At 61.8% G+C, this 19,224-nt stretch carries 16 protein-coding genes; 9 read left to right on the forward strand and 7 right to left on the reverse strand.

What is annotated here, in order from left to right; genetic code table 11:
• Positions 1–198: 198 nt before the first annotated feature.
• Complete coding sequence (locus ACVNHC_RS08150) at positions 199–2,013, reverse strand: DUF6538 domain-containing protein (protein WP_457166942.1); 1,815 nt, start codon at positions 2,011–2,013, stop codon at positions 199–201.
• Positions 2,014–2,351: 338 nt separating this feature from the next.
• Here ACVNHC_RS08150 and ACVNHC_RS08155 point away from each other — a divergent pair, with 338 nt between their 5' ends.
• Together ACVNHC_RS08155 and ACVNHC_RS08160 are read left to right on the forward strand one after the other, a co-directional pair.
• The gene (locus ACVNHC_RS08155; protein WP_374629014.1) at positions 2,352–3,098 is read left to right on the forward strand and encodes a pyridoxine 5'-phosphate synthase; all 747 of its coding nucleotides are present in this window, start codon (positions 2,352–2,354) and stop codon (positions 3,096–3,098) included.
• A 94-nt stretch (positions 3,099–3,192) separates the two neighbouring features.
• A complete protein-coding gene (locus ACVNHC_RS08160; protein ID WP_457166943.1) occupies positions 3,193–4,971 on the forward strand; it encodes a GSCFA domain-containing protein in 1,779 nt (592 codons plus the stop codon).
• Positions 4,972–5,043: 72 nt separating this feature from the next.
• On the opposite strand, the gene ACVNHC_RS08165 is transcribed toward ACVNHC_RS08160, so the two are convergent.
• The 3 genes from ACVNHC_RS08165 to ACVNHC_RS08175 all read right to left on the reverse strand — a co-directional run bounded on the left by ACVNHC_RS08165 (position 5,044) and on the right by ACVNHC_RS08175 (position 6,933).
• Entirely contained in the window at positions 5,044–5,784 is a 741-nt protein-coding gene (locus tag ACVNHC_RS08165; protein WP_457166944.1) for a carbonic anhydrase, read from the reverse strand.
• 193 nt (positions 5,785–5,977) lie between these two features.
• The gene (locus ACVNHC_RS08170) at positions 5,978–6,358 is read right to left on the reverse strand and encodes a DUF4087 domain-containing protein (RefSeq protein ID WP_123194700.1); all 381 of its coding nucleotides are present in this window, start codon (positions 6,356–6,358) and stop codon (positions 5,978–5,980) included.
• A 125-nt stretch (positions 6,359–6,483) separates the two neighbouring features.
• Positions 6,484–6,933 (reverse strand): hypothetical protein, encoded by a 450-nt coding sequence (locus tag ACVNHC_RS08175; RefSeq protein ID WP_152967575.1) that lies wholly within the window; start codon positions 6,931–6,933, stop codon positions 6,484–6,486.
• Positions 6,934–7,134: 201 nt separating this feature from the next.
• On the opposite strand from ACVNHC_RS08175, the gene ACVNHC_RS08180 reads away from it, so the two are divergent.
• From ACVNHC_RS08180 to ilvC, 3 genes are all read left to right on the forward strand, one after another.
• The gene (locus tag ACVNHC_RS08180; RefSeq protein ID WP_457166945.1) at positions 7,135–9,054 is read left to right on the forward strand and encodes a potassium transporter Kup; all 1,920 of its coding nucleotides are present in this window, start codon (positions 7,135–7,137) and stop codon (positions 9,052–9,054) included.
• 137 nt (positions 9,055–9,191) lie between these two features.
• The gene (locus tag ACVNHC_RS08185) at positions 9,192–9,833 is read left to right on the forward strand and encodes a TetR/AcrR family transcriptional regulator (protein WP_122520451.1); all 642 of its coding nucleotides are present in this window, start codon (positions 9,192–9,194) and stop codon (positions 9,831–9,833) included.
• A 77-nt stretch (positions 9,834–9,910) separates the two neighbouring features.
• The gene (gene ilvC / locus ACVNHC_RS08190; RefSeq protein ID WP_050474202.1) at positions 9,911–10,930 is read left to right on the forward strand and encodes a ketol-acid reductoisomerase; all 1,020 of its coding nucleotides are present in this window, start codon (positions 9,911–9,913) and stop codon (positions 10,928–10,930) included.
• 90 nt (positions 10,931–11,020) lie between these two features.
• On the opposite strand, the gene ACVNHC_RS08195 is transcribed toward ilvC, so the two are convergent.
• The 3 genes from ACVNHC_RS08195 to ACVNHC_RS08205 are packed head-to-tail and all read right to left on the reverse strand — an operon-like array spanning position 11,021 to position 13,692.
• A complete protein-coding gene (locus ACVNHC_RS08195; protein ID WP_457166946.1) occupies positions 11,021–11,977 on the reverse strand; it encodes a D-alanyl-D-alanine carboxypeptidase family protein in 957 nt (318 codons plus the stop codon).
• Positions 11,978–12,007: 30 nt separating this feature from the next.
• Positions 12,008–12,769, reverse strand: a complete 762-nt coding sequence (locus ACVNHC_RS08200; RefSeq protein WP_457166947.1) for an ABC transporter permease — start codon at positions 12,767–12,769, stop codon at positions 12,008–12,010.
• Positions 12,766–13,692, reverse strand: coding sequence for an ABC transporter ATP-binding protein (locus ACVNHC_RS08205; RefSeq protein WP_058899378.1), 927 nt, complete (start codon positions 13,690–13,692; stop codon positions 12,766–12,768). The genes ACVNHC_RS08200 and ACVNHC_RS08205 overlap by 4 nt, the downstream gene beginning before the upstream one ends.
• Before the next feature lie 216 nt (positions 13,693–13,908).
• Here ACVNHC_RS08205 and ACVNHC_RS08210 point away from each other — a divergent pair, with 216 nt between their 5' ends.
• From ACVNHC_RS08210 to ACVNHC_RS08225, 4 genes are all read left to right on the forward strand, one after another.
• Positions 13,909–14,814, forward strand: a complete 906-nt coding sequence (locus tag ACVNHC_RS08210) for a pirin family protein (RefSeq protein WP_457166948.1) — start codon at positions 13,909–13,911, stop codon at positions 14,812–14,814.
• 147 nt (positions 14,815–14,961) lie between these two features.
• Positions 14,962–16,125, forward strand: coding sequence for a GNAT family N-acetyltransferase (locus ACVNHC_RS08215; protein WP_457166949.1), 1,164 nt, complete (start codon positions 14,962–14,964; stop codon positions 16,123–16,125).
• 120 nt (positions 16,126–16,245) lie between these two features.
• Positions 16,246–17,157, forward strand: coding sequence for a PhzF family phenazine biosynthesis protein (locus tag ACVNHC_RS08220; RefSeq protein WP_050474206.1), 912 nt, complete (start codon positions 16,246–16,248; stop codon positions 17,155–17,157).
• 350 nt (positions 17,158–17,507) lie between these two features.
• Positions 17,508–19,064, forward strand: coding sequence for a 2-isopropylmalate synthase (locus tag ACVNHC_RS08225; RefSeq protein ID WP_457166950.1), 1,557 nt, complete (start codon positions 17,508–17,510; stop codon positions 19,062–19,064).
• The last annotated feature ends 160 nt before the right edge of the window (positions 19,065–19,224 follow it).

A 19,224-nucleotide genomic window follows, 5' to 3' on the forward strand; every position in this document is an offset into this window, starting at 1 on the left:
TCCTTTTCTCCATCTGCTTCTGAGGATACTTGGGTATAGGGAAAGGAGGGCAGTTATTAGGTCAGCTCTCTCCCGGCCTGGTCAGAAGTCTTGTATTTCAGTGACTGGAGCATGCGCAGGCGACGCTCGTGCCCTATGCGAGAGACAGAAAGAGTTCAGAATTAGGGTCCCCTCACCTCGCCCAGCCCGGGCGAGCTGTCACCTGACACGCAGGTGCTCCAAGTCCAGCCCCGGGTATGCGATCGCGTTGACGAGCTCGGCGCGCTGATCAAGCATTCCTTGCGTCAAGACCCCGTAACCCTGTGTCACACGATTACCGGTGCTGACATGTCCGAAGATGAAATTGAACTGCTCATCAAGGTAGCCGGCGCGTCTCATGGCGTCGAAGGCACCGTGACGGAAGGAATAGAGCGACAGGCCGCGGCCATCCTTCAGGCCAGCCTTCTCCAGATACCGGCCAAAGTCCCGGCTGAAATCGGATAACATCTGCCCGCGCTCGTTACGAACTGCGAGGGGGAACACCCGTGTATGGCCGGCGTCCCGGATTGCAGCCAGGTAGTCAAGGAACCCCAGGCCGATCAGTTCCTGGTGAACCGGAACCACGCGCCGGGAGCCGTCGGTCTTCAGCCTTTTGACTTCGCCGCCGCCAGCATCTGCGGTTTCAGTGATATCGAAGATCCAGGTCTGCTGTTCCTCCCGGACGTCCGACAGACCAAGCTGCGCAATCTCTCCAGGCCGGGCGCCTGAGTAGAGCATGATCAATGGTATCCAGTATCGATGATCACGGATCCTGACTTCACCCGGCTTGTTCCAGAACCGGGGTGCCTCATCACTTGCACACCCGGTAAACAAGGGTAACCGGAAAAGGGTGTTCATCTGGTCGACGGTAAATGGATAGACTTTCTTCCGCTTGTCCTTGGCCAGGAACATCCCTTCGGTCGGATTGTAGTCGATGTATCCGTGCCCTACGAGCCAGCTGCAAAAGGCAGCAAGGTTGGAGAGATACCGGTTCACGGTATTCACACTCAGCACCGGCTTACGGACCGTCTCGTTGTGCGCGACGATCTGGGCAATCTTCATGCCTTTGAATTCTTTTATTTCAGCCGCCTTGACAGGATAGAGCATGAGAAGCGCCTTCCATTCGCGAACAGCCTTCTTGTCGATCTTTGACACGGGAAAGGTCGTGCCGGTATGGTCGACAAAGAGACCGATATCGCGGCGAGCCTGGGCCAACGTGTCGGGCGTGACGCTTCGAGGATTTTCGCGGGCGTAGATTTCGAACAGCTCCATGATTGACTGGCCCGGGGCCGCAACCTCACGGGGTTTGGCGTAGGCAGGCTTAATGATGGGGTCCTTTGGTCTCCCCGAGTAGTCGCCAGAATCCCGCTCGATCGTGCGCTCGAGCGCCTCGATGTCGGCGCGCATCATCAGGGCACCGAGTTCGCGAAACTGCCCGGATCCATCCTCGACCAGCAACTTGTGCCGCTCAATGAAATGACGAACGTCCTGCTCGACGAGGCCATACCTGCCGGCTGCCAGGTCCCGCTTCAGCGCGCTCAAGCGGCGAGAACGAAGGTTTGCGTCGTCCTGCCGGGCGCGCTTGAGGAGCTCAAGGTCCGCATAACCATTGATCATACTTACCACGTCATCTGACCGGATCTCGCCCCGATCAATACGCTGCCAGACCTGAGCAGCTTCCTTTTCAAGGTCCGCATCAGCCGGCATAGAACGCCGCCTCTGTGCGTCCTCGTTCAGCCTTGCCTCGTAGTGCTCCCAGACGGCCACTGCCTTGTCTTGGTCGCTTAAATGGCGGCGTGCGCGCATGTCAGCGAAGATGACGTCCCACTTGTTGACTTCGGCATTGAGGCGAACCTTGGCAGCCGCCTCGTCCTTGGTCCGCAATGAGATCTTCCTGTCCTCACTCGGGAAGTGATCCCGCAAGTCCGCGGGGATGTAGATCCGGGCATAGTAGGTGCCGCCTTCGCGGCGAATGAGGTTTGAACGACGTGTCATCAGAGGCTCCCGGAACAGCTTACCGGAACAGTAAACCGGAACACCTCTAGACCAGAAAGTCGTTTCCTGGCAATATGTTGAAATAAATCAAAGCCATGAGAAAAGTTGGATTATCGTCCAGTATCCCCGGCACCGGCTATCTCCTGAACCGGGGGTACTAGATCCCGGTCTTGCCGCTTTGCGCCAAACCGGGATGACAGTGGAGAGGCTTTGCCCCCTCAACAGCCCCAATAAATTCTTGTCACCGCAGCAATATCCGGTTTGACAGAACCGCCGTTTCGGCCAATTTTCTTCGTCCTGCGGCACGAGCCGCATCATTCCATTGCCGGACGCCCGCCATGACTGCCTCCCGCCTTTCCGTGAATGTCAACGCCATCGCCATGCTGCGCAACCGGCGTGATCTGCCCTGGCCGAGCGTCACCGGCATGGCGGCGATCGCGATGGAGGCGGGCGCCAAGGGCATCACCGTGCATCCGCGCCCGGACGAGCGGCACATCCGCAAGAGCGACGTCTTCGATCTGGCGGAGCTGATCGAGGACCGGTTCCCCAACAAGGAACTGTGCCTTGAGGGCTATCCCACGCCGGAGTTTCTGGACCTGGTGGAAAAGGCGCGGCCCGATCAGGTGCTGTTCGTGCCCGACGCGCCGGAACAGACCACCTCGGACCACGGCTGGCAGTTCGGCGCGGACAAGGCGCTGCTGAAGGAAGCCATTACGGCGGCGCGCGAATGGGCGGTCACCGTGTCCCTGTTCCTTGATCCGGACCCGGCGCTGGCGCCTGAGGCTGCCGCCATCGGGGCGGAGCGGATCGAGATCTACACCGGCCCCTATGGCGCCTGCTACGACAGTCCGGAGCGGGCGAAACTGGAGCTGGACAAGGTGGCAGCCACCGCAGAAGCGGCCCGCGCGGCTGGCCTCGGCGTCAATGCGGGGCATGACCTGACGGTGGAGAACATCCCGGCGCTGATTAGCCGCGCCCCCTTCATCCGCGAAATGTCCATCGGCCACGGCTTCACCGCCGACGCCCTGATCCACGGCTTCGCCGGCAGCGTTCAGCGCTTCCGCAAGGCGATGGGGGAAACATAGGTCTGCTTGGCCTTATGCATAGATGCAGCCATAGCTTGTGACAAAGTCTGAAACGCCCTAGCTTTAATCAGGATAATTCTGGGCGATTCTGACCATGACCACCCCATACACAAACCTGCCGCAGTCCAGTTTCTGGAAGACAGGTATCACGGAGCATGAAAGTTCAGTGGTCTACAATGACCTCTGGCAGCCCCGGTTTCCCATTGCACAAGACGCGCGCATTCTCACCGCAGGCTCCTGCTTCGCGCAGCACATCAGCCGCTGGCTGACCGCAAATGGCTATAGCTGGATCGATACGGAGCCTGCGGATGACAGCCTGACGGAGGACATGCGCCGCGACCGACAGTATGGCGTCTTCTCGTTCAGAACCGGCAACATCTACACTGCCGCTCTGCTGCGTCAGTGGCTGGAAGTTGCGCTGGATATGCGTCCGCCCATCCTCGACATTGCAGAAGACGGCGGCCGCCATTTCGACCTTCTGCGGCCGGTAGTGCCAGTCAGCGGATACGACAGTGAGGAAGCTGTCCGTCAGGCACTTATCAAGACGCATGGCGCCATCCGTACGGGATTGGAGGAGGCTGACCTTTTTATCTTCACTTTGGGCCTTACGGAATCATGGGTACACCGCGACGGCCATGTCTACCCCATGTGCCCAGGCACGCTGCGCGGGACGTTTGATCCCGGGACGGTTCGTTTCGTCAATCAGACTTATGAAGATGTGCGCCGGGACATGGCCGAAGCCATCCGTCTGGCCCGCACGGTGAACCCGGATCTGAAGTTCCTGCTCACGGTTTCGCCCGTCCCGCTGACAGCAACCGCCAACGGAGATCATGTGCTCAGCGCCACGATCTATTCGAAATCAGTGCTGCGTGCTGTGGCCGGTGATCTGTGCCGTGATTTGGCTGGCGTCGACTACTTCCCTTCCTATGAACTGATATCAGCCTTCCCGGCACGCGGGCGTTTTTATGAAACGAACCTGCGGAATGTAACGGCAGAAGGTGTTGCCCATGTCATGTCGCATTTCAGTGAGGGCATCCAGAAATCCGGTGCAAGCTTGCAATTGGCCGCAGCAAGAGCCAATTGCGTCCGCGATGCAACCGCGGACAGCACGAAGGACGCCGACGAAATCCTTTGCGAAGAAATCGCTCTGGAGTCCTGGGCTCCAGCCGCCTCCGGCGCCGGGAATGCCTCCTTGTGCCTGATAGGTGACAGCCATATGGGTAATCTGTCAGCCGCCTTCCAGCGACTCGGCCTGCCGCACGCAGGCGGGATGATCATGAATGGCAAGGCATGGACTTCTAACGAGCTAGCACTCGACGACGAAGAGCTCTGGGTGCCGCTTGAAAATGCCCTTGCCCGCCGGCGCTGGCAAGAAACTCTTCCTTTCATGAAGTCCGCCGCCAGCGGCCCTGCCGGACAGAAGATCATACTAACCAACATTGGGCAGCAGACGCATCGCAGTGTTGCATTTCTTTCGGCTTGGCTTCAGTCCGAACACAACAACAAGCTAACTAATGATCTGTTCTTTGAATATTTCATGCAGGAGAATCGCGACAAGATGATTCTTCTCAAGAAAATTATAAACCTTGATTTCAAAGTAATAATTGTCAGTGATCCACCAAGCCAGCATCTCGAAGGATATAAAAACACACAACTCTGGACTATTTATGAAAATCTCTCCGAAAAAGTTTATTTGGAGTTGGGGTGCAAATTCTTCAACGCACGAAATTACATAAACACCATTGGATTCGAAGACAGATTCATCTCGGAAAAATTCAAGCAAGGTGTGAAACATGACTGGCTGCATGGCAGCGCAGCCTACTATGAAGAAATCGGCGAGGAATTGATCCGGCGTTTCAACTTGCGAAAGTAACCCCCCTTCGCGTTCTTACCCCCCCCCGCCTGAACCGGCCTCAGACAGCCGGTCCAGGCGCGGATCACCGGATCACTTTTCCAGAATGAACCTGCGGCCGATCGGCTGCAGCGGGCGGGCGTTGGCGGCGTAGATGGCTTCGAATTCCTTGATCGAGGCCTCGGACACCTTGATCGGCTCCTTCATCACCGTCCAGACCACGGTTTCCGAACAGGGCGGCGTCGTGAGGGAGCCTTCGTAGCGGAAGAAGTGCCGTGTGTCGGGCAGCATCTTTGCCGCATCCGCCGCGCCAACCTTCACCTCTTCCCCGGCTTTGGCAGGCGCCTTGTCCATCACGGCCTTGAACAGGTCATTCTCCCCGCCCGGCTCGATCATCGCGCCGACGACCGCCAGCGTGCCGTCTTCGGCCTGATGCACAAAGTGGGCTTCCATCGGCGCCTTCTTGCCATCGATGGCGTGTTCGGACGGCGTGTGGAAGTGGAACTGGCGCAGCACGTAGGACTTGCCATCCAGATCAATGGTGCCGCCATCATCGGTGTTGGCCTGAATGGTGTGGCCATTGTTGACCACGGTCCAATGGGCATCCTTGTTCCAGTGGAACATGATATCCGCAGGCTCGGCCTTGACCGCATGGGTCAGATCGACGGGGGACTGCTCGTGCCCCGCCTCGCAGACCTCGAAATTCTTCGCAAGATCCGCCCAGTGGGCAGGCCCTTCGGCGCCCTCGTAGGTCCAGTGCGGCGAGCTGGCAGCAAATGCCGATGTTGAAATGAGGGCTGCAGCAGCAACTGCAATCAGAAAACGGCTTTTCATCCTGGTCTCCTTGACCACCTCTCAGTCAGCGCTGAGGTGACACTGGAGTAACCCCGAAGAGGAGCCGCGCAAAGTTACGGATAGGTCATGACAAAGATGTAATCCGCCGCCAATCAGAGCGCGCAGAGAGAGGCAAATGCGCCGCATGGGGCTTGCCGAACACCCGATGAAGCAAGCCCATCGGGTGCTAGTTTCACTCCACCTTTGGCAGGGATTTGTCCTTGTCGCATTGCGCCAGTTTGAGCTGGCGGAAGGAATAGACGGCCGTGATGAACTGCGTTCCGTCTTCCTTTTCGGTTTCCACCTTCATGCAGCCGCAGGCATAGCCATAGTTGCCGTTCACAGCGCGGTAATCGCCGGCAGAGATATCGCCGATATTCTCCATGCCCAGCGCTTCCCGGTCCGAGCCCTGCGTGGCCAGAATCCAGTCTCCGTCCCGATCGGTCAGCCACCAGTTGCCCGGTGTCGGATTGACGATCCAGCCACAGCGGTTCTCAGGCGCGGCAGAGGCGGGAGCCGCAAGCAGAGAGGCTGCAACAGCGCAAACAAGTGCATGCAAGGGAGCGATGCGCATTTCCTGTCTCCTGATACCAAGGCTTTCGATGCTGACGCATCACGCCTTGAAAATGCTCAAGCGCCGCAGGGGCTTAACCAATGCTCGATGAGAAAAGCTCATCCAGCATTGGTATAAACCGGGGATCAGTTGTTGATCGAGACAATCGCCCAGTAGCTCTTCGCGCAGGCATTGTCCTCGCACACCGGGCTGAGCCAGACGGCCCCATCGCCGATGGCGACGCCCTCATCGGTCACCAGAAGATCCTCATAGGCCGCTTCCGCAACGACGGCCTTTGTCTCGTCGCTCACCAGCCGGGGGTAGGCAGCGATGAATTCCTCTGCCGTTTCAACCGAGTGGAACGTGCCATTGTTGTTGACCGGCAGGGGGAAGGCCGCAAGTGCGGCCACATCTTCTCCCGTGCCCGTCACCAGCGCACGGCGCACGTCTTCCAGAAACGGATCGAGCCCCTTGGCATCGCCGAGGATGGTCTCGACCCGTTCATAGACATCTTCCGCGCTCGCCGCCGCCGCGGGCATGGCGGTCAGAAGGGCAAGACACAAGGTAAGACACGGGGCAAGAACAGGCGTCTTCATCGGCAACTCCAGGGAACAACCGGGCTGAAGAATACCCGTTTCCGCATCTGTGCGCCTGACAAACTTTGGGCTAAATAATGGCCCTGACCGGAACCGGAAGCGCTTTCCCGCGTTTCCTGTTCCGCAAAGTCCGCTCTGCCGCTCATCCTGACGGCACGACACCAGCCGGTGGCGGACAAAACAGCAGGGGTAGTGTCAGCAATGACCCCAAGCGACGGCCCTTTAGAGGGCGAGGCAAGTCTTCCTCAACATCATCTCCCCAAATCCGGCCACGGCATGCTCATGCTGGGCGCGGCAGGGGTGGTCTATGGCGACATCGGCACCAGCCCGATCTATGCCCTGCGCGAGACGCTGCGGGCCGCGACGAATGGCGGAATCGTGCCCCCCACAAGCACCGAGATCATCGGCTCCCTGTCGATCATCGTCTGGGCGCTGACGGTGATCGTCACCCTCAAATATGCGCTCATCGTGCTGCGTGCGGGCAACAAGGGCGAAGGCGGCACCCTGTCACTCGCCATTCTCGCCCAGTCCGCCGCCGGGCGGATGCGCCTTGCCGTCGTCTCCCTCGGCGTCATCGGCGCGGCGCTGTTCTTCGGTGATGCGGTGATCACGCCCGCCATCTCGGTTCTGTCCGCCGTCGAAGGTTTTGAACTCACCGTGCCTGCGGTCGAGGACTACATCATTCCGATCACCGCCGGCATTCTCATCGCGCTCTTCGCGGTCCAGCGTTACGGCACGGGGCGGGTGTCGGCCGTCTTTGGTCCGGTCATGCTGATCTGGTTCGCCTGCCTCGCCGCCGCTGGCGCGGGGCATGTCATGGATGATCCGGCCATCCTGCGCGCCCTCAATCCGCTGGAGGCCGTCGCCTTCGCGCAGGCTCATACCGGCGTTGCCCTGGCGGTGGCCGGTGCTGCCTTTCTGGCCGTGACGGGCGCCGAAGCGCTCTATGTCGATCTCGGCCACTTTGGCCGCAAGCCGATCATCCACACCTGGTTCGTGCTGGTGTTCCCCGCCCTTGTGATCAACTATCTGGGTCAGGGCGCCTATCTGCTCAAGACAGGCGGCTCCATCAGCCAGCCGCTGTTCGAGATGATGCCCTCCTGGGGCCAGACGCCGCTTGTGGTGCTGGCGACCGTGGCGACGGTAATCGCCAGCCAGGCGGTGATCTCGGGCGCCTTCTCCATGGCGCGGCAGGCCGCGCAACTGCATCTGCTGCCGCGCCTGACGGTGATCCACACGTCCGAAACCCAATCGGGCCAGATCTACCTGCCGCAGGTCAACTGGCTGCTGCTGGCCGGCGTGCTGGCGCTGGTGCTGGGCTTTGGCTCGTCGGACGCCATCGCGGCGGCCTATGGCATTGCCATCTCAGGCCAGATGCTGGTGACGACGCTGCTGCTGGCGCTGGTGATGCGCGGTGTCTGGGGCTGGCCGCTGCCGACGGTGCTGCTGGTGACACTGATCTTTGCCGCTATCGACGCCACGTTCCTCACCGCCAACATGCTGAAGTTCATGGATGGCGGCTGGGTATCGATCTTCATGGCGGCGGTGCTTCTGGCCGTGATGACCATCTGGACGCGTGGCAGCCGGAAGCTCTTCGAAAAGACGCGCCGGATGGAAATCCCGCTGGCAGACCTTGCCGCCTCGCTGGAGAAAAGCCCGCCGCACCGGGTGCCGGGCACCGCCATCTTCATGACGGGGGACCAGGAAAGCGCGCCAACCTCGCTGCTGCACAGCCTCAAGCACTACAAGGTGCTGCATCAGCAGAACCTGATCATGACCGTGAAGACGCAGCCGGTGCCGCATGTGGAGGAAGACGACCGGGTGGAGATCACACCGCTGAATGATGACTTCAAGCTGCTCACGGTCAACTTCGGCTACATGGAAGACCCCAACATTCCCAGGGCCCTCAAGGCCTGCCGGAAGCAGGGCATCAAGTTCGACATCATGTCGACCTCCTTCTTCCTGTCGCGGCGCACGCTCATTCCCGCCGCCGCCCCGCCCCTCACCAGCCTGACAAAGCGGGTCTTCATCCAGCTGGCCCGCAACGCTGCCGACACCACCAGCTTCTTCCGCCTGCCCACAGGCCGCGTCGTGGAAATCGGCACGCAGGTGGTGATCTGACCCTGGAGACGGGGCCGGCCGGAAAGGGCCCGCCCCGGTTTCCGCTCCCCTCCCCGTCTTCCCCTCTTGACGGCGCATTCCCGCTCGCCTAGAACCATGAACCGTACGGTACGGTACAGAAATTCCGGAGTGGTTCCTTGGCCAGTGCAGACCTTCACGACAGCTTGCCGGATGAGGCAGCCGCCTTTTCCCCGCGCCAGCAGGCCGTGCTGGAATGCGCGCTGAAGCTGCTGGTCGACGGCGGAGAGAAGGCCCTGACGACCGCCGGCCTTGCCCGCAGCGCCAATTGCTCCAAGGAAAGCCTCTACAAGTGGTTCGGCGACCGGGATGGCCTGCTGGCCGCTGTCGTCGCCTATCAGGCCAGCAAAGTTCACTTTGCTTCCGAAGCTGCCGCCACCGACGCCACGACCTTCAAGGCCCATCTCACCGGTTTCGTGCGCGAGCTGCTGGAGGTTCTCTCCGGCGAGACCTCGCTGGCGCTGAACCGGCTGGCCATCGGCCAGTCCAACCGGGATGATTCCCGGCTCGGGCGCCTGTTGCTGCTCAAGGGCAAGTATACCATTTCCGCCCGGGCCCGCAGCCTGCTGGAAGCAGGCCGGTTCCGCGGCTTCGTCAAGTTCGATGATGCCGAGGAGGCCTATCAGGTGCTCTACGGCCTTGCGCTGCGCGACCAGCATATCCGCCAGATGCTGGGTGATACGCTGCGCCCGCGCGAGAAGGACATCGAGGCACAGGCCGCTCTGGCCGTGGACAGGTTCTACCGGCTGTTCGGCGCCTGACGCTGACGGACGGAGAAAGCAAAACGCCGCAGCGGCTTACCGCCTGCGGCAGGGATAAACGGGAGAAAGGAAGACCCATGCGTGTTTATTACGATCGCGATGCCGATCTGAACCTCATCAAGTCCAAGAAGGTCGCCATCATCGGTTACGGCTCGCAGGGCCGCGCCCATGCGCTGAACCTGAAGGACAGCGGCTGCAAGGACATCGTTGTCGCCCTGCGCCCCGGCTCCACCACCGCCAAGAAGGTCGAGGCCGACGGCCTCAAGGTCATGAGCGTGGCTGAAGCTGCCGCCTGGGCCGACCTGATGATGATGGCGACCCCGGACGAGCTGCAGGCCGACATCTACAAGGACCACATCGAAGCCAACATCCGTGACGGCGCCGCCATTGCCTTCGCTCATGGCCTCAACGTCCACTTCGGCCTGATCGAGCCGAAGTCCACCGTTGACGTGCTGATGGTCGCGCCGAAGGGCCCGGGCCACACCGTGCGCGGCGAATACGAGAAGGGCGGCGGCGTGCCGTGCCTCGTGGCCGTTCACCAGAACGCTTCGGGCAATGCCCTTGACCTCGGCCTGTCCTACGCCTGCGGCGTTGGCGGCGGCCGTTCGGGCATCATCGAAACCACCTTCAAGGAAGAGTGCGAGACCGACCTGTTCGGCGAGCAGGCCGTTCTGTGCGGCGGCCTCGTCGAGCTGATCCGCGCCGGTTTCGAGACCCTGGTGGAAGCCGGCTACGCTCCGGAAATGGCCTATTTCGAGTGCCTGCACGAAGTGAAGCTCATCGTCGACCTCATCTATGAGGGCGGCATTGCCAACATGAACTACTCCATCTCCAACACCGCCGAGTGGGGCGAATATGTCACCGGCCCGCGCATCGTGACCGCCGAGACCAAGGCCGAGATGAAGCGCGTCCTCACCGACATCCAGACCGGCAAGTTCACCTCCGACTGGATGCAGGAGTACCGTGCAGGCGCCGCCAAGTTCAAGGCAACCCGCCGTCTGAACGACGCCCACCAGATCGAGGAAGTCGGCACCAAGCTGCGCGGCATGATGCCGTGGATCAAGAAGGGCGCGCTGGTCGACAAGACCCGCAACTGATCCTGAAATCAGGACCTAACGAACAAAATGATGGGCCCGTCACTGACGGGCCCATTTGCTTTTGCGGACGATAGAGGCCGGCAACTGAGATCAGTTCATCAGGCTCGCAGTGCCAGAGGCGAAATACCGCTCGAACAGCGCGGCCACTTCCTGGTCACGGGCAGCTTCCGTTGCCCCGCCGATGACCACGACCATCAGCTGGCGGCCGTTGCGGCGGCCGGTGGCGACAAGATTGTAACCGGCCATGTCGATGTGGCCGGTCTTCAGGCCATCCACGCCCGGAACCTTGCCCAGCAGCTTGTTGGTTGCCTCGATGGTGCGGCCGCGGAACTGGAAGGACTGGGCGCTGAAATAATGCATGTGCTGCGGGAAACGGCGGCGCAGGGCCTGCCCCAGCGTTGCCATGTCGCGCGCCGTGGTCACCTGCCGGGTGTCGGGCAGACCGGAAGCATTGACGAAGCGGGTGCGGCTCATGCCGAGCTGCAAGGCCTTGCGGGTCATTTCGGCAGCAAAGGCGTCCTCGCTGCCCGCCAGTTGTTCGGCCACCGCCACGGCCATGTCATTGGCCGAGCGGATGGCCAGCGCCTGCACCGCCTCTTCCACCCTCAGCGAGCCGCCGGCACCGACGCCCAGCTTGGCAGGCGGGCGGGAGGCGGCACGGGCGGAGACCGGAAGCTGGCTGTCGAGGGAAATCTCTCCCCGGTCGATCGCATCAAACAGCAGATACAGCGTCATCATCTTCGTCAGCGAGGCCGGATAACGCGGTGCGTCGGCGTTGAAGCTGTCCAGCTCCTGCCCCGTTGCCATATCCACCACCAGAACCGACTTGCCGCGCACTTCGGCCTTGGCAGGCGCCAGTGACACCGCCAGCGGCGCCGGAGCTGCCGTGGCCTGCACTGCGGGCACGGCGGCAACAGCGGCCATGGCGGGCGGGCGCGAGGCCTGCTGCGCGCTCTGGCAGGCGGCCAATGCAAGGATGGCAAGACCGGCCAGCCCGGCGCGCAGAACACGCAGGGCGGCCGTCGAATGGGAAACGGATGCAGTCACGCCGGGCACTCTCTCACCTTGTCAGCCGGATCATGACTTGAGGCGATAGCCGGTCCTGAAGATCCACGCAATCACTCCAAGGCAGAGCACGAGGAACAAAAGCGTCATCGCCAGCGACAGTTCCACCCCAACGTCCGCTTGTCCGTAGAAGCTCCAGCGGAAGCCGGAGATGAGATAGACGACCGGATTGAACAGGGTCACCGTCTGCCAGAACTCCGGCAGCATGCGGATCGAATAGAAGCTGCCGCCGAGGAAGGCGAGCGGTGTGACGATCAGCAGTGGCACGAACTGCAACTGCTCGAAATTGCGCGCCCAGATGCCGATGATGAAGCCGAGCAGCGCGAAAGTGACGGATGTCAGCACGAAGAACAGCGCCATCCAGACCGGATGCTGGATGTGCAGATCGACGAAAAGACTGGCCGTGATGAGGATGATCGCCCCCACCAGCATGGCCTTGGTGGCCGCCGCTCCCACATAGCCGATGACGATTTCCAGATAGGAGACCGGTGCCGACAGCACTTCGAACACCGTGCCGGTGAAGCGCGGGAAGAAGATGCCGAAGGAGGCGTTGGAAATGCTCTGCGTCAGCAGCGACAGCATCGTCAGCCCCGGCACGATGAAGGCACCGTAGCTGATGCCGTCCACCTCCTGAATGCGCGAGCCGATCGCCGCACCAAAAACGATGAAATAGAGCGAGGTGGAAATCACCGGCGAGACGATGCTCTGGAAGAGTGTCCGCAGGGTGCGGGCCATCTCGAACATGTAGATGGCCTGAATTGCACGAAGGTTCATTGGGACTGCCTCACCAGATTGACGAAGATTTTTTCAAGCGAATCCTGCCGGGTCTGCAGGTCGCGGAAGGCGATGCCGGCCTCCCGCAGGTCATTCATCAGGCTGGTGATGCCGGTCCGCTCACCCTGGGTGTCATAGGTATAGACCAGCTCCCTGCCCTCATCCTCCAGCGCCAGATCATGGGCAGACAGGCTTTCCGGGACCGCTGCCAGCGGCTCGTTCAGCTGCAGGCTCAGCTGCTTCTTGCCGAGCTTGCTCATCAGGGCGTTCTTTTCTTCCACGAGAACGATCTCGCCCTTGTTGATCACGCCCACCCGGTCGGCCATTTCCTCGGCCTCCTCGATGTAGTGGGTGGTGAGGATGATGGTGACGCCGGACTCCTTCAGCCGCCGCACCACCTGCCACATGTCGCGGCGCAGCTCCACGTCGACGCCTGCCGTCGGCTCGTCGAGGAACAGCACCTGCGGCTCATGCGCCAGCGCCTTGGCAATCAGCACGCGCCGCTTCATGCCGCCCGACAGGGTCATGATGCGGGAATCCTTCTTGTCCCACAGGGACAGGTCTTTCAGGATCTTTTCGATATGGCCCGGGTTCTTCGGCAGGCCGAAAAGCCCCCGGCTGAAGCTGACCGTCGCCCAGACCGTTTCGAAGGATTCGGTCGTCAGTTCCTGCGGCACCAGCCCGACCAGACGGCGGGCGGCGCGGAAGTCGGTGACCGTGTCATGGCCGTTGACCAGAACACGGCCGGATGACGCGCGCACAAGGCCGCAGACGATGGAGATGAGCGTCGTCTTGCCAGCCCCGTTGGGCCCAAGCAGGGCAAAAAGCTCCCCCTTTCCGATGGACAGATCGACTGACTTCAGCGCCTGAAAGCCGCTGTCATAAATCTTGGAAAGGGCTTCGATGGAAATGGCCGGTTGCATGGCGGGGTCCGTGCAGGAGGGAATGGCTGTGGCAGGATGACGCAGGATATGTGCACTTTGCACTCCTGTTTAAACCCCTTTGCCGCAATTTGCAGCACTCCACCGTTCACCGCGCCGTTCACCCAGACTGAACACTGTGTATGGATACGCGCCCTTGGCCCCTGCCCCGGCGCGGCCTATCTTCAGGACAACTTCACAAGATATCCGGAGGCTGCCATGTCCATCCGTCCCGTCCGCCAGATCTCTGGCACCACCCCTGCGTTGGAAGGCGCAGGCGTCCATCTGCACCGCGTCTTCGGTTTTCAGAACCCGGAGCTGACCGATCCGTTCCTGATGATGGACGACTTCCGCAATGAAAACCCGCGCGATTATCTCGCCGGCTTCCCCTGGCATCCGCATCGCGGCATTGAAACCATCACCTATGTTCTGGCCGGAACCGTTGACCATGGCGACAGCCTCGGCAACACCGGCACGCTGGGGGCTGGCGATGTGCAGTGGATGACCGCCGGGCGCGGCATCATGCATCAGGAAATGCCGAAAGGTGACGCCAAGGGCCGCATGCACGGCTTCCAGCTCTGGGCCAACCTGCCTTCGAACCTGAAGATGACTGCGCCGCGCTATCAGGATGTGGAATCCAAGGACATTCCCGTCATTCAGGATGATGACGGCACCATCGTGCGCGTTGTCTGCGGCGAGTTCTGGGGCCGCCGCGGGCCGGTGGACGGCATTGCCGCCGATCCGCAGTATCTCGACATCACCATTCCGCCGGGCCGCGCCAAGCGCTTGCCGGTCGACACCCGCCGTCAGGCCTTCGCCTATATCTTCGAGGGCGCAGGCCGCTTCGCCGATGCTTCCAAGCCCTTCGGCGTGCTGACGGAGAAGGAACTCGACAACGAGGAAATCTACATCCGCGACGAAACCGGCAACCGCACGCTGGTGATCTTCGGGGCGGGTGACGAGGTGGTGGTGCAGGCTGGCGAGGAAGGCATGCGCTTTCTGCTCGTCTCGGGCGCTCCGATCCGCGAGCCGATCGCCTGGCACGGCCCCATCGTCATGAACACCCGTGAGGAGCTGATCCAGGCGGTGACGGAACTGCGCAACGGCACATTCATCAAGCCGTAAGAGCGGGCATCAAACCGTAAGAGCGGGCATCAAGCCGCAAAGGCAGGCCGCCACTGACGGAAGAAACAGATCCCGCCCTTGCGGGACACAAAAGGGCACGCTAGCCATAGTGTGCCCCTTTATTCTTTTCATCCGTGGATTTCTCCAGTGTTTCCAAGCCTCAGCCTGCGCCGCGCCCGTTTGTCCGATGCTCCGGAACTGACGCAGATCCTGCACCGGGCCAAAGCCTCCTGGGGCTATCCGGCGGCGGTGATGGATGCCTTCCGCGCCGAGCAGCGCATATCTCCGGCCACCATCACCTCGCAGCTTCTGATCGTTGCGGAGCGCGAGGGGCGCACGGCTGCCTTTGCGGGCGGAGAAATACGGCAGGACCACTTCTATCTCGGCTTCCTTTTCGTTGCGCCGGAGCATCAGGGCCAAGGCCTTGGCCGCCTGCTGCTGTCGGCCATCGAGGATCTGTCGCGCGATCAGGAAATCTACCGCATCCTGCTGGAGAGCGACCCGCATGCGGCGCCCTTCTACCATCATCTGGGCTACAGGACCTTGAGCGAGCGCCCCTCCACCATGGTTCCGGATCAGCCCATTCCGATGATGGAGCGCAGCTTCGAGCCGCAGTACCTGCCGTTAAGCGGCATTGCCATGCATCTGTCGCGCGCGCAGGGCTGGTCCTTCGAAGCGAACGAAGCCAAAGCCATCGCCGCCCACTGGCAGAGCCTCACCACCGCCAATCCGAACCTGTGGAACGGGCGCAAACTGCATACGCTGCAGGTGCAGCATGACAGGGGCACCCTCACCGCCCGCTGCGCGGAGGTGAATTACGCCTCCTTTCTGGCCTGGCGTGACTGGGGTGCTCCGGACCGGGAGGCCTACAACCTGTTCGGTGCGGCCATCGTGCGCAGCAGCGACGGCGCGCTTCTTTATGGCGTCATGGGGCCGAAGACCGCCAATCACGGGTCCTGCTATCCGCCAGCCGGCAACCTCGATCTGAACGACTTAAGGCCTGACGGCAGCGTCGATGTGGAAGGCTCCATCGCCCGCGAACTGCTGGAGGAGACGGGCCTGGACATCAACTCGGCCCGGAAAGGCGCCCTCTTTGCCCTGTTCGACGGTCAGCGCATCTGCATCGGGCAGGAACTGACATTTGCTGCCACCGCGCAGGAACTGCGTGCACGGATGCTCGCCCATGCGGCCACAGACCCGGAGGAGGAGCTGGCCGATATCGTCATCCTGCGGAAGGCGGGGGATCTCAAGGGGCTGAAAGTGCCCGGCTATGCCCGCGTCATTGCACGCCGCCTGTTGCCCCAATCGTAAATTTTCCATTCACCAAAGATGAAAAAGCCGGGCTGGCGAAGCTGCGGAAACCGTGCAAAAGTCCGGCCTCATCTTGAACCGGCCTCTGCGCGCCGGGGGAACTTGCAGGAGACATTGCTGATGGGACGCCGTTACGCTGTGCTTGATGTGTTCACGAACAAGGCGCTGGCCGGAAATCCGCTGGCCGTGGTTCTGGACTCCGAAGGCCTCGAAACCGCGCAGATGCAGGTGATTGCCCGCGAGTTCAACCTGTCCGAAACCGTCTTCGTCTTCCCGCCGGAAAATCCCGGCCAGTCCGCCTCCATCCGCATCTTCACGCCCGAATCCGAGCTGCCCTTTGCCGGGCACCCGACTGTCGGCACGGCTGTCCTTCTCGCCATCGAGCGCTTCGGCGAGGTGAAGGGCGAGCAGGATGCCGTGGTGGTGCTGAAGGAAAAGATCGGACCTGTGCGCTGCGCCGTCATCCTGCGCGAAAACGCGGCCGCCTTTGCCGAATTCGACGTGCCGAAGCTGCCCGAGCCGGCCGGCCCCACCGTCAATCCGGAGCTGATCGCCGCCGCCCTGTCGCTGGATGTATCCGAGATCGGCTTCGAGAATCACACGCCCAGCCGCTTCAAGGTGGGCCCCGCCTTCACCTATGTGCCGGTGCGGGATCTGGAAGCGCTCGCCCGTTCCAAGCCGGACCAGAGCCGCTGGGCTGCCGCCTTCGGCCATGACGACCACAACAACGCCTATGTCTATTGCCGCGAGACCCGCTCGCAGGAAAGCGCCTTCCACGCCCGCATGTTTGCGCCGGGCATGGGCGTTCCGGAAGATCCGGCAACGGGCTCGGCAGCGGCTGCCTTTGCCGGTGTCGTGCAGTTCTACGACGCGCTTCCCAACGGCACCCACTTCATCCGCATCGAGCAGGGCTTCTTCATGGGCCGCCCGTCGCTGATCGATCTGGAGATCGACATTGCCGCGCGCAAGCTCCATGCCGTGCGCATCGGCGGGCAGGCCGTTCTGGTTGCAAGGGGCGAGCTTTTCGTTTGAGGGGAACTCCCCTCTTGCGTGAGGCGGCCCCATCCGCTACACAATTTCGCAATTAACGCATGTCCGGCGCCCTGCCGGCACGGGAAAGGCCCTGAATTTCATGATCGCCGCTTGCGACATGACTGGCTCCAAGACCACCGCGCTTCTGCGTGGCGGCCTTTCCGCGCGCGCCCTTCTGCTTGGCAAGCTGCTTCTGCTTAGATGCCCCTGAGCGTCGGCTGCCCCATGCGCGGGCGGGCTCTCAGGGGATAGCGAACTCACCCGATTACGTCTGATCGCTCCCGTCCGAGACCCCGCTACCAAGGGTATGACATCAGGGCTGGCGGGAGACACCAAGGGAAGGAACACCCATGACCACCACCGGCTCCAAGGACCAGGTCCTCATCTTCGATACCACCTTGCGCGATGGCGAACAGTCGCCGGGCGCGTCCATGACGCTGGAAGAAAAGCTCCAGGTGGCAGAGCTGCTCGACGACATGGGCGTCGACATCATCGAAGCCGGTTTCCCGATTGCCTCCAACGGTGACTTCGAGTCCGTGCGCGAGATTGCCAAGCGCTCCAAACGTTCGGTCATCGCCGGTCTTGCCCGCGCGATCCACGCCGACATCGACCGCTGCGGCGAGGCTGTGCGCTTTGCCGAGCGCGGCCGCATCCACACCTTCGTCTCCACCTCGCCGATCCATCTGAAATACCAGATGAACAAGACCGAGGACGAGGTGCTGGCCATCATCAGCGACACGGTGGCCCGCGCCCGCAACCTCATCGACGATGTGGAATGGTCGGCCATGGACGCCACCCGCACGCCGATCGAATATCTCTGCCGCACGGTGGAAGCCGCCATCAAGGCCGGCGCGACGACCATCAACCTGCCCGATACGGTCGGCTATTCGACTCCGGACGAGTACCGCGACATGTTCGTCCAGATCCGCAACCGCGTGCCGAATGCGGACAAGGCCATTTTCTCCGTCCACTGCCACAATGACCTTGGCCTCGCTGTTGCCAACTCGCTGGCCGGTGTGGCTGGCGGCGCGCGCCAGATCGAATGCACCATCAACGGCCTCGGCGAGCGTGCCGGCAATGCGGCGCTGGAAGAGATCGTCATGGCGGTCCGCACCCGTTCCGACATCTACCCCTATGGCTGCAACGTCGAACCGAAGTTCCTCACCCGCGCTTCCAAGCTGGTGTCGGCCGTGTCGAACTTCCCCGTGCAGTACAACAAGGCCATCGTCGGCAAGAATGCCTTTGCGCATGAGAGCGGCATCCACCAGGACGGCATGCTCAAGAATGCCGAGACCTACGAGATCATGCGCCCCGAGGACGTCGGCGTGAAGGCCACCTCGCTCGTCATGGGCAAGCATTCCGGCCGCCATGCCTTCAAGGACAAGCTGAAGGAACTCGGCTACGAGCTCGGCGACAACGCGCTGCAGGAGGCTTTCCGCCGCTTCAAGGACCTCGCCGACCGCAAGAAGAACGTCTATGACGAGGACATTGAGGCGCTGGTCGAGGATGAAATCTCCACCTCCGGCGAAGGCGCCAAGGTGATTGCGCTCACTGTGATTGCCGGCACCGGCGGTCCGCAGAAGGCCATCCTCACCATGGACATCAACGGCCGCCACGAGACGAAGGAAGCCACCGGCGACGGCCCGGTGGACGCGACCTTCAAGGCCATCCGCGCCATCTGCCCGCACAACGCCACCCTGTCGCTCTATCAGGTGCATGCGGTGACCGAGGGCACGGATGCACAGGCGGAAGTCTCCGTCCGCCTCGAAGCCAATGGCCGCATCGCCACCGGCAAGGGAGCCGACACCGACACGCTGGTGGCCTCTGCCCGCGCCTATGTGGCGGCGATGAACCGCCTCAACCTGCGCCAGCAGTCCAGCAACCCGGGCGCGCTCAAAGCCAGCTGATCTGTAGCCAAGCCTGATTTTCTGAAAGCCCGGCGCCGCATCTGCGGTGCCGGGTTTTCCGTTTCATGCTCTCCCACAGGGAAAAACTGCTGTGCCCGTTCCAGCCTTGATCCGGCTGCAAACCGTGCCATGCTCGCAAGCCAGAGCCAGCCGGGAGGAG

It is taken from the genome of Pannonibacter sp. Q-1 (assembly GCF_054073275.1).

What these genes read in the sequence shown, in the direction of transcription:
- ACVNHC_RS08225 (WP_457166950.1), top strand. Translation starts at nt 17,508, where the DNA reads ATGACCACCACCGGCTCCAAGGACCAGGTCCTCATCTTCGATACCACC.
- ACVNHC_RS08170 (WP_123194700.1), bottom strand. Translation starts at nt 6,358, where the DNA reads ATGCGCATCGCTCCCTTGCATGCACTTGTTTGCGCTGTTGCAGCCTCT.
- ACVNHC_RS08180 (WP_457166945.1), top strand. Translation starts at nt 7,135, where the DNA reads ATGACCCCAAGCGACGGCCCTTTAGAGGGCGAGGCAAGTCTTCCTCAA.
- ACVNHC_RS08160 (WP_457166943.1), top strand. Translation starts at nt 3,193, where the DNA reads ATGACCACCCCATACACAAACCTGCCGCAGTCCAGTTTCTGGAAGACA.
- ACVNHC_RS08205 (WP_058899378.1), bottom strand. Translation starts at nt 13,692, where the DNA reads ATGCAACCGGCCATTTCCATCGAAGCCCTTTCCAAGATTTATGACAGC.
- ACVNHC_RS08210 (WP_457166948.1), top strand. Translation starts at nt 13,909, where the DNA reads ATGTCCATCCGTCCCGTCCGCCAGATCTCTGGCACCACCCCTGCGTTG.
- ilvC (WP_050474202.1), top strand. Translation starts at nt 9,911, where the DNA reads ATGCGTGTTTATTACGATCGCGATGCCGATCTGAACCTCATCAAGTCC.
- ACVNHC_RS08220 (WP_050474206.1), top strand. Translation starts at nt 16,246, where the DNA reads ATGGGACGCCGTTACGCTGTGCTTGATGTGTTCACGAACAAGGCGCTG.
- ACVNHC_RS08155 (WP_374629014.1), top strand. Translation starts at nt 2,352, where the DNA reads ATGACTGCCTCCCGCCTTTCCGTGAATGTCAACGCCATCGCCATGCTG.
- ACVNHC_RS08200 (WP_457166947.1), bottom strand. Translation starts at nt 12,769, where the DNA reads ATGAACCTTCGTGCAATTCAGGCCATCTACATGTTCGAGATGGCCCGC.
- ACVNHC_RS08175 (WP_152967575.1), bottom strand. Translation starts at nt 6,933, where the DNA reads ATGAAGACGCCTGTTCTTGCCCCGTGTCTTACCTTGTGTCTTGCCCTT.
- ACVNHC_RS08150 (WP_457166942.1), bottom strand. Translation starts at nt 2,013, where the DNA reads ATGACACGTCGTTCAAACCTCATTCGCCGCGAAGGCGGCACCTACTAT.
- ACVNHC_RS08165 (WP_457166944.1), bottom strand. Translation starts at nt 5,784, where the DNA reads ATGAAAAGCCGTTTTCTGATTGCAGTTGCTGCTGCAGCCCTCATTTCA.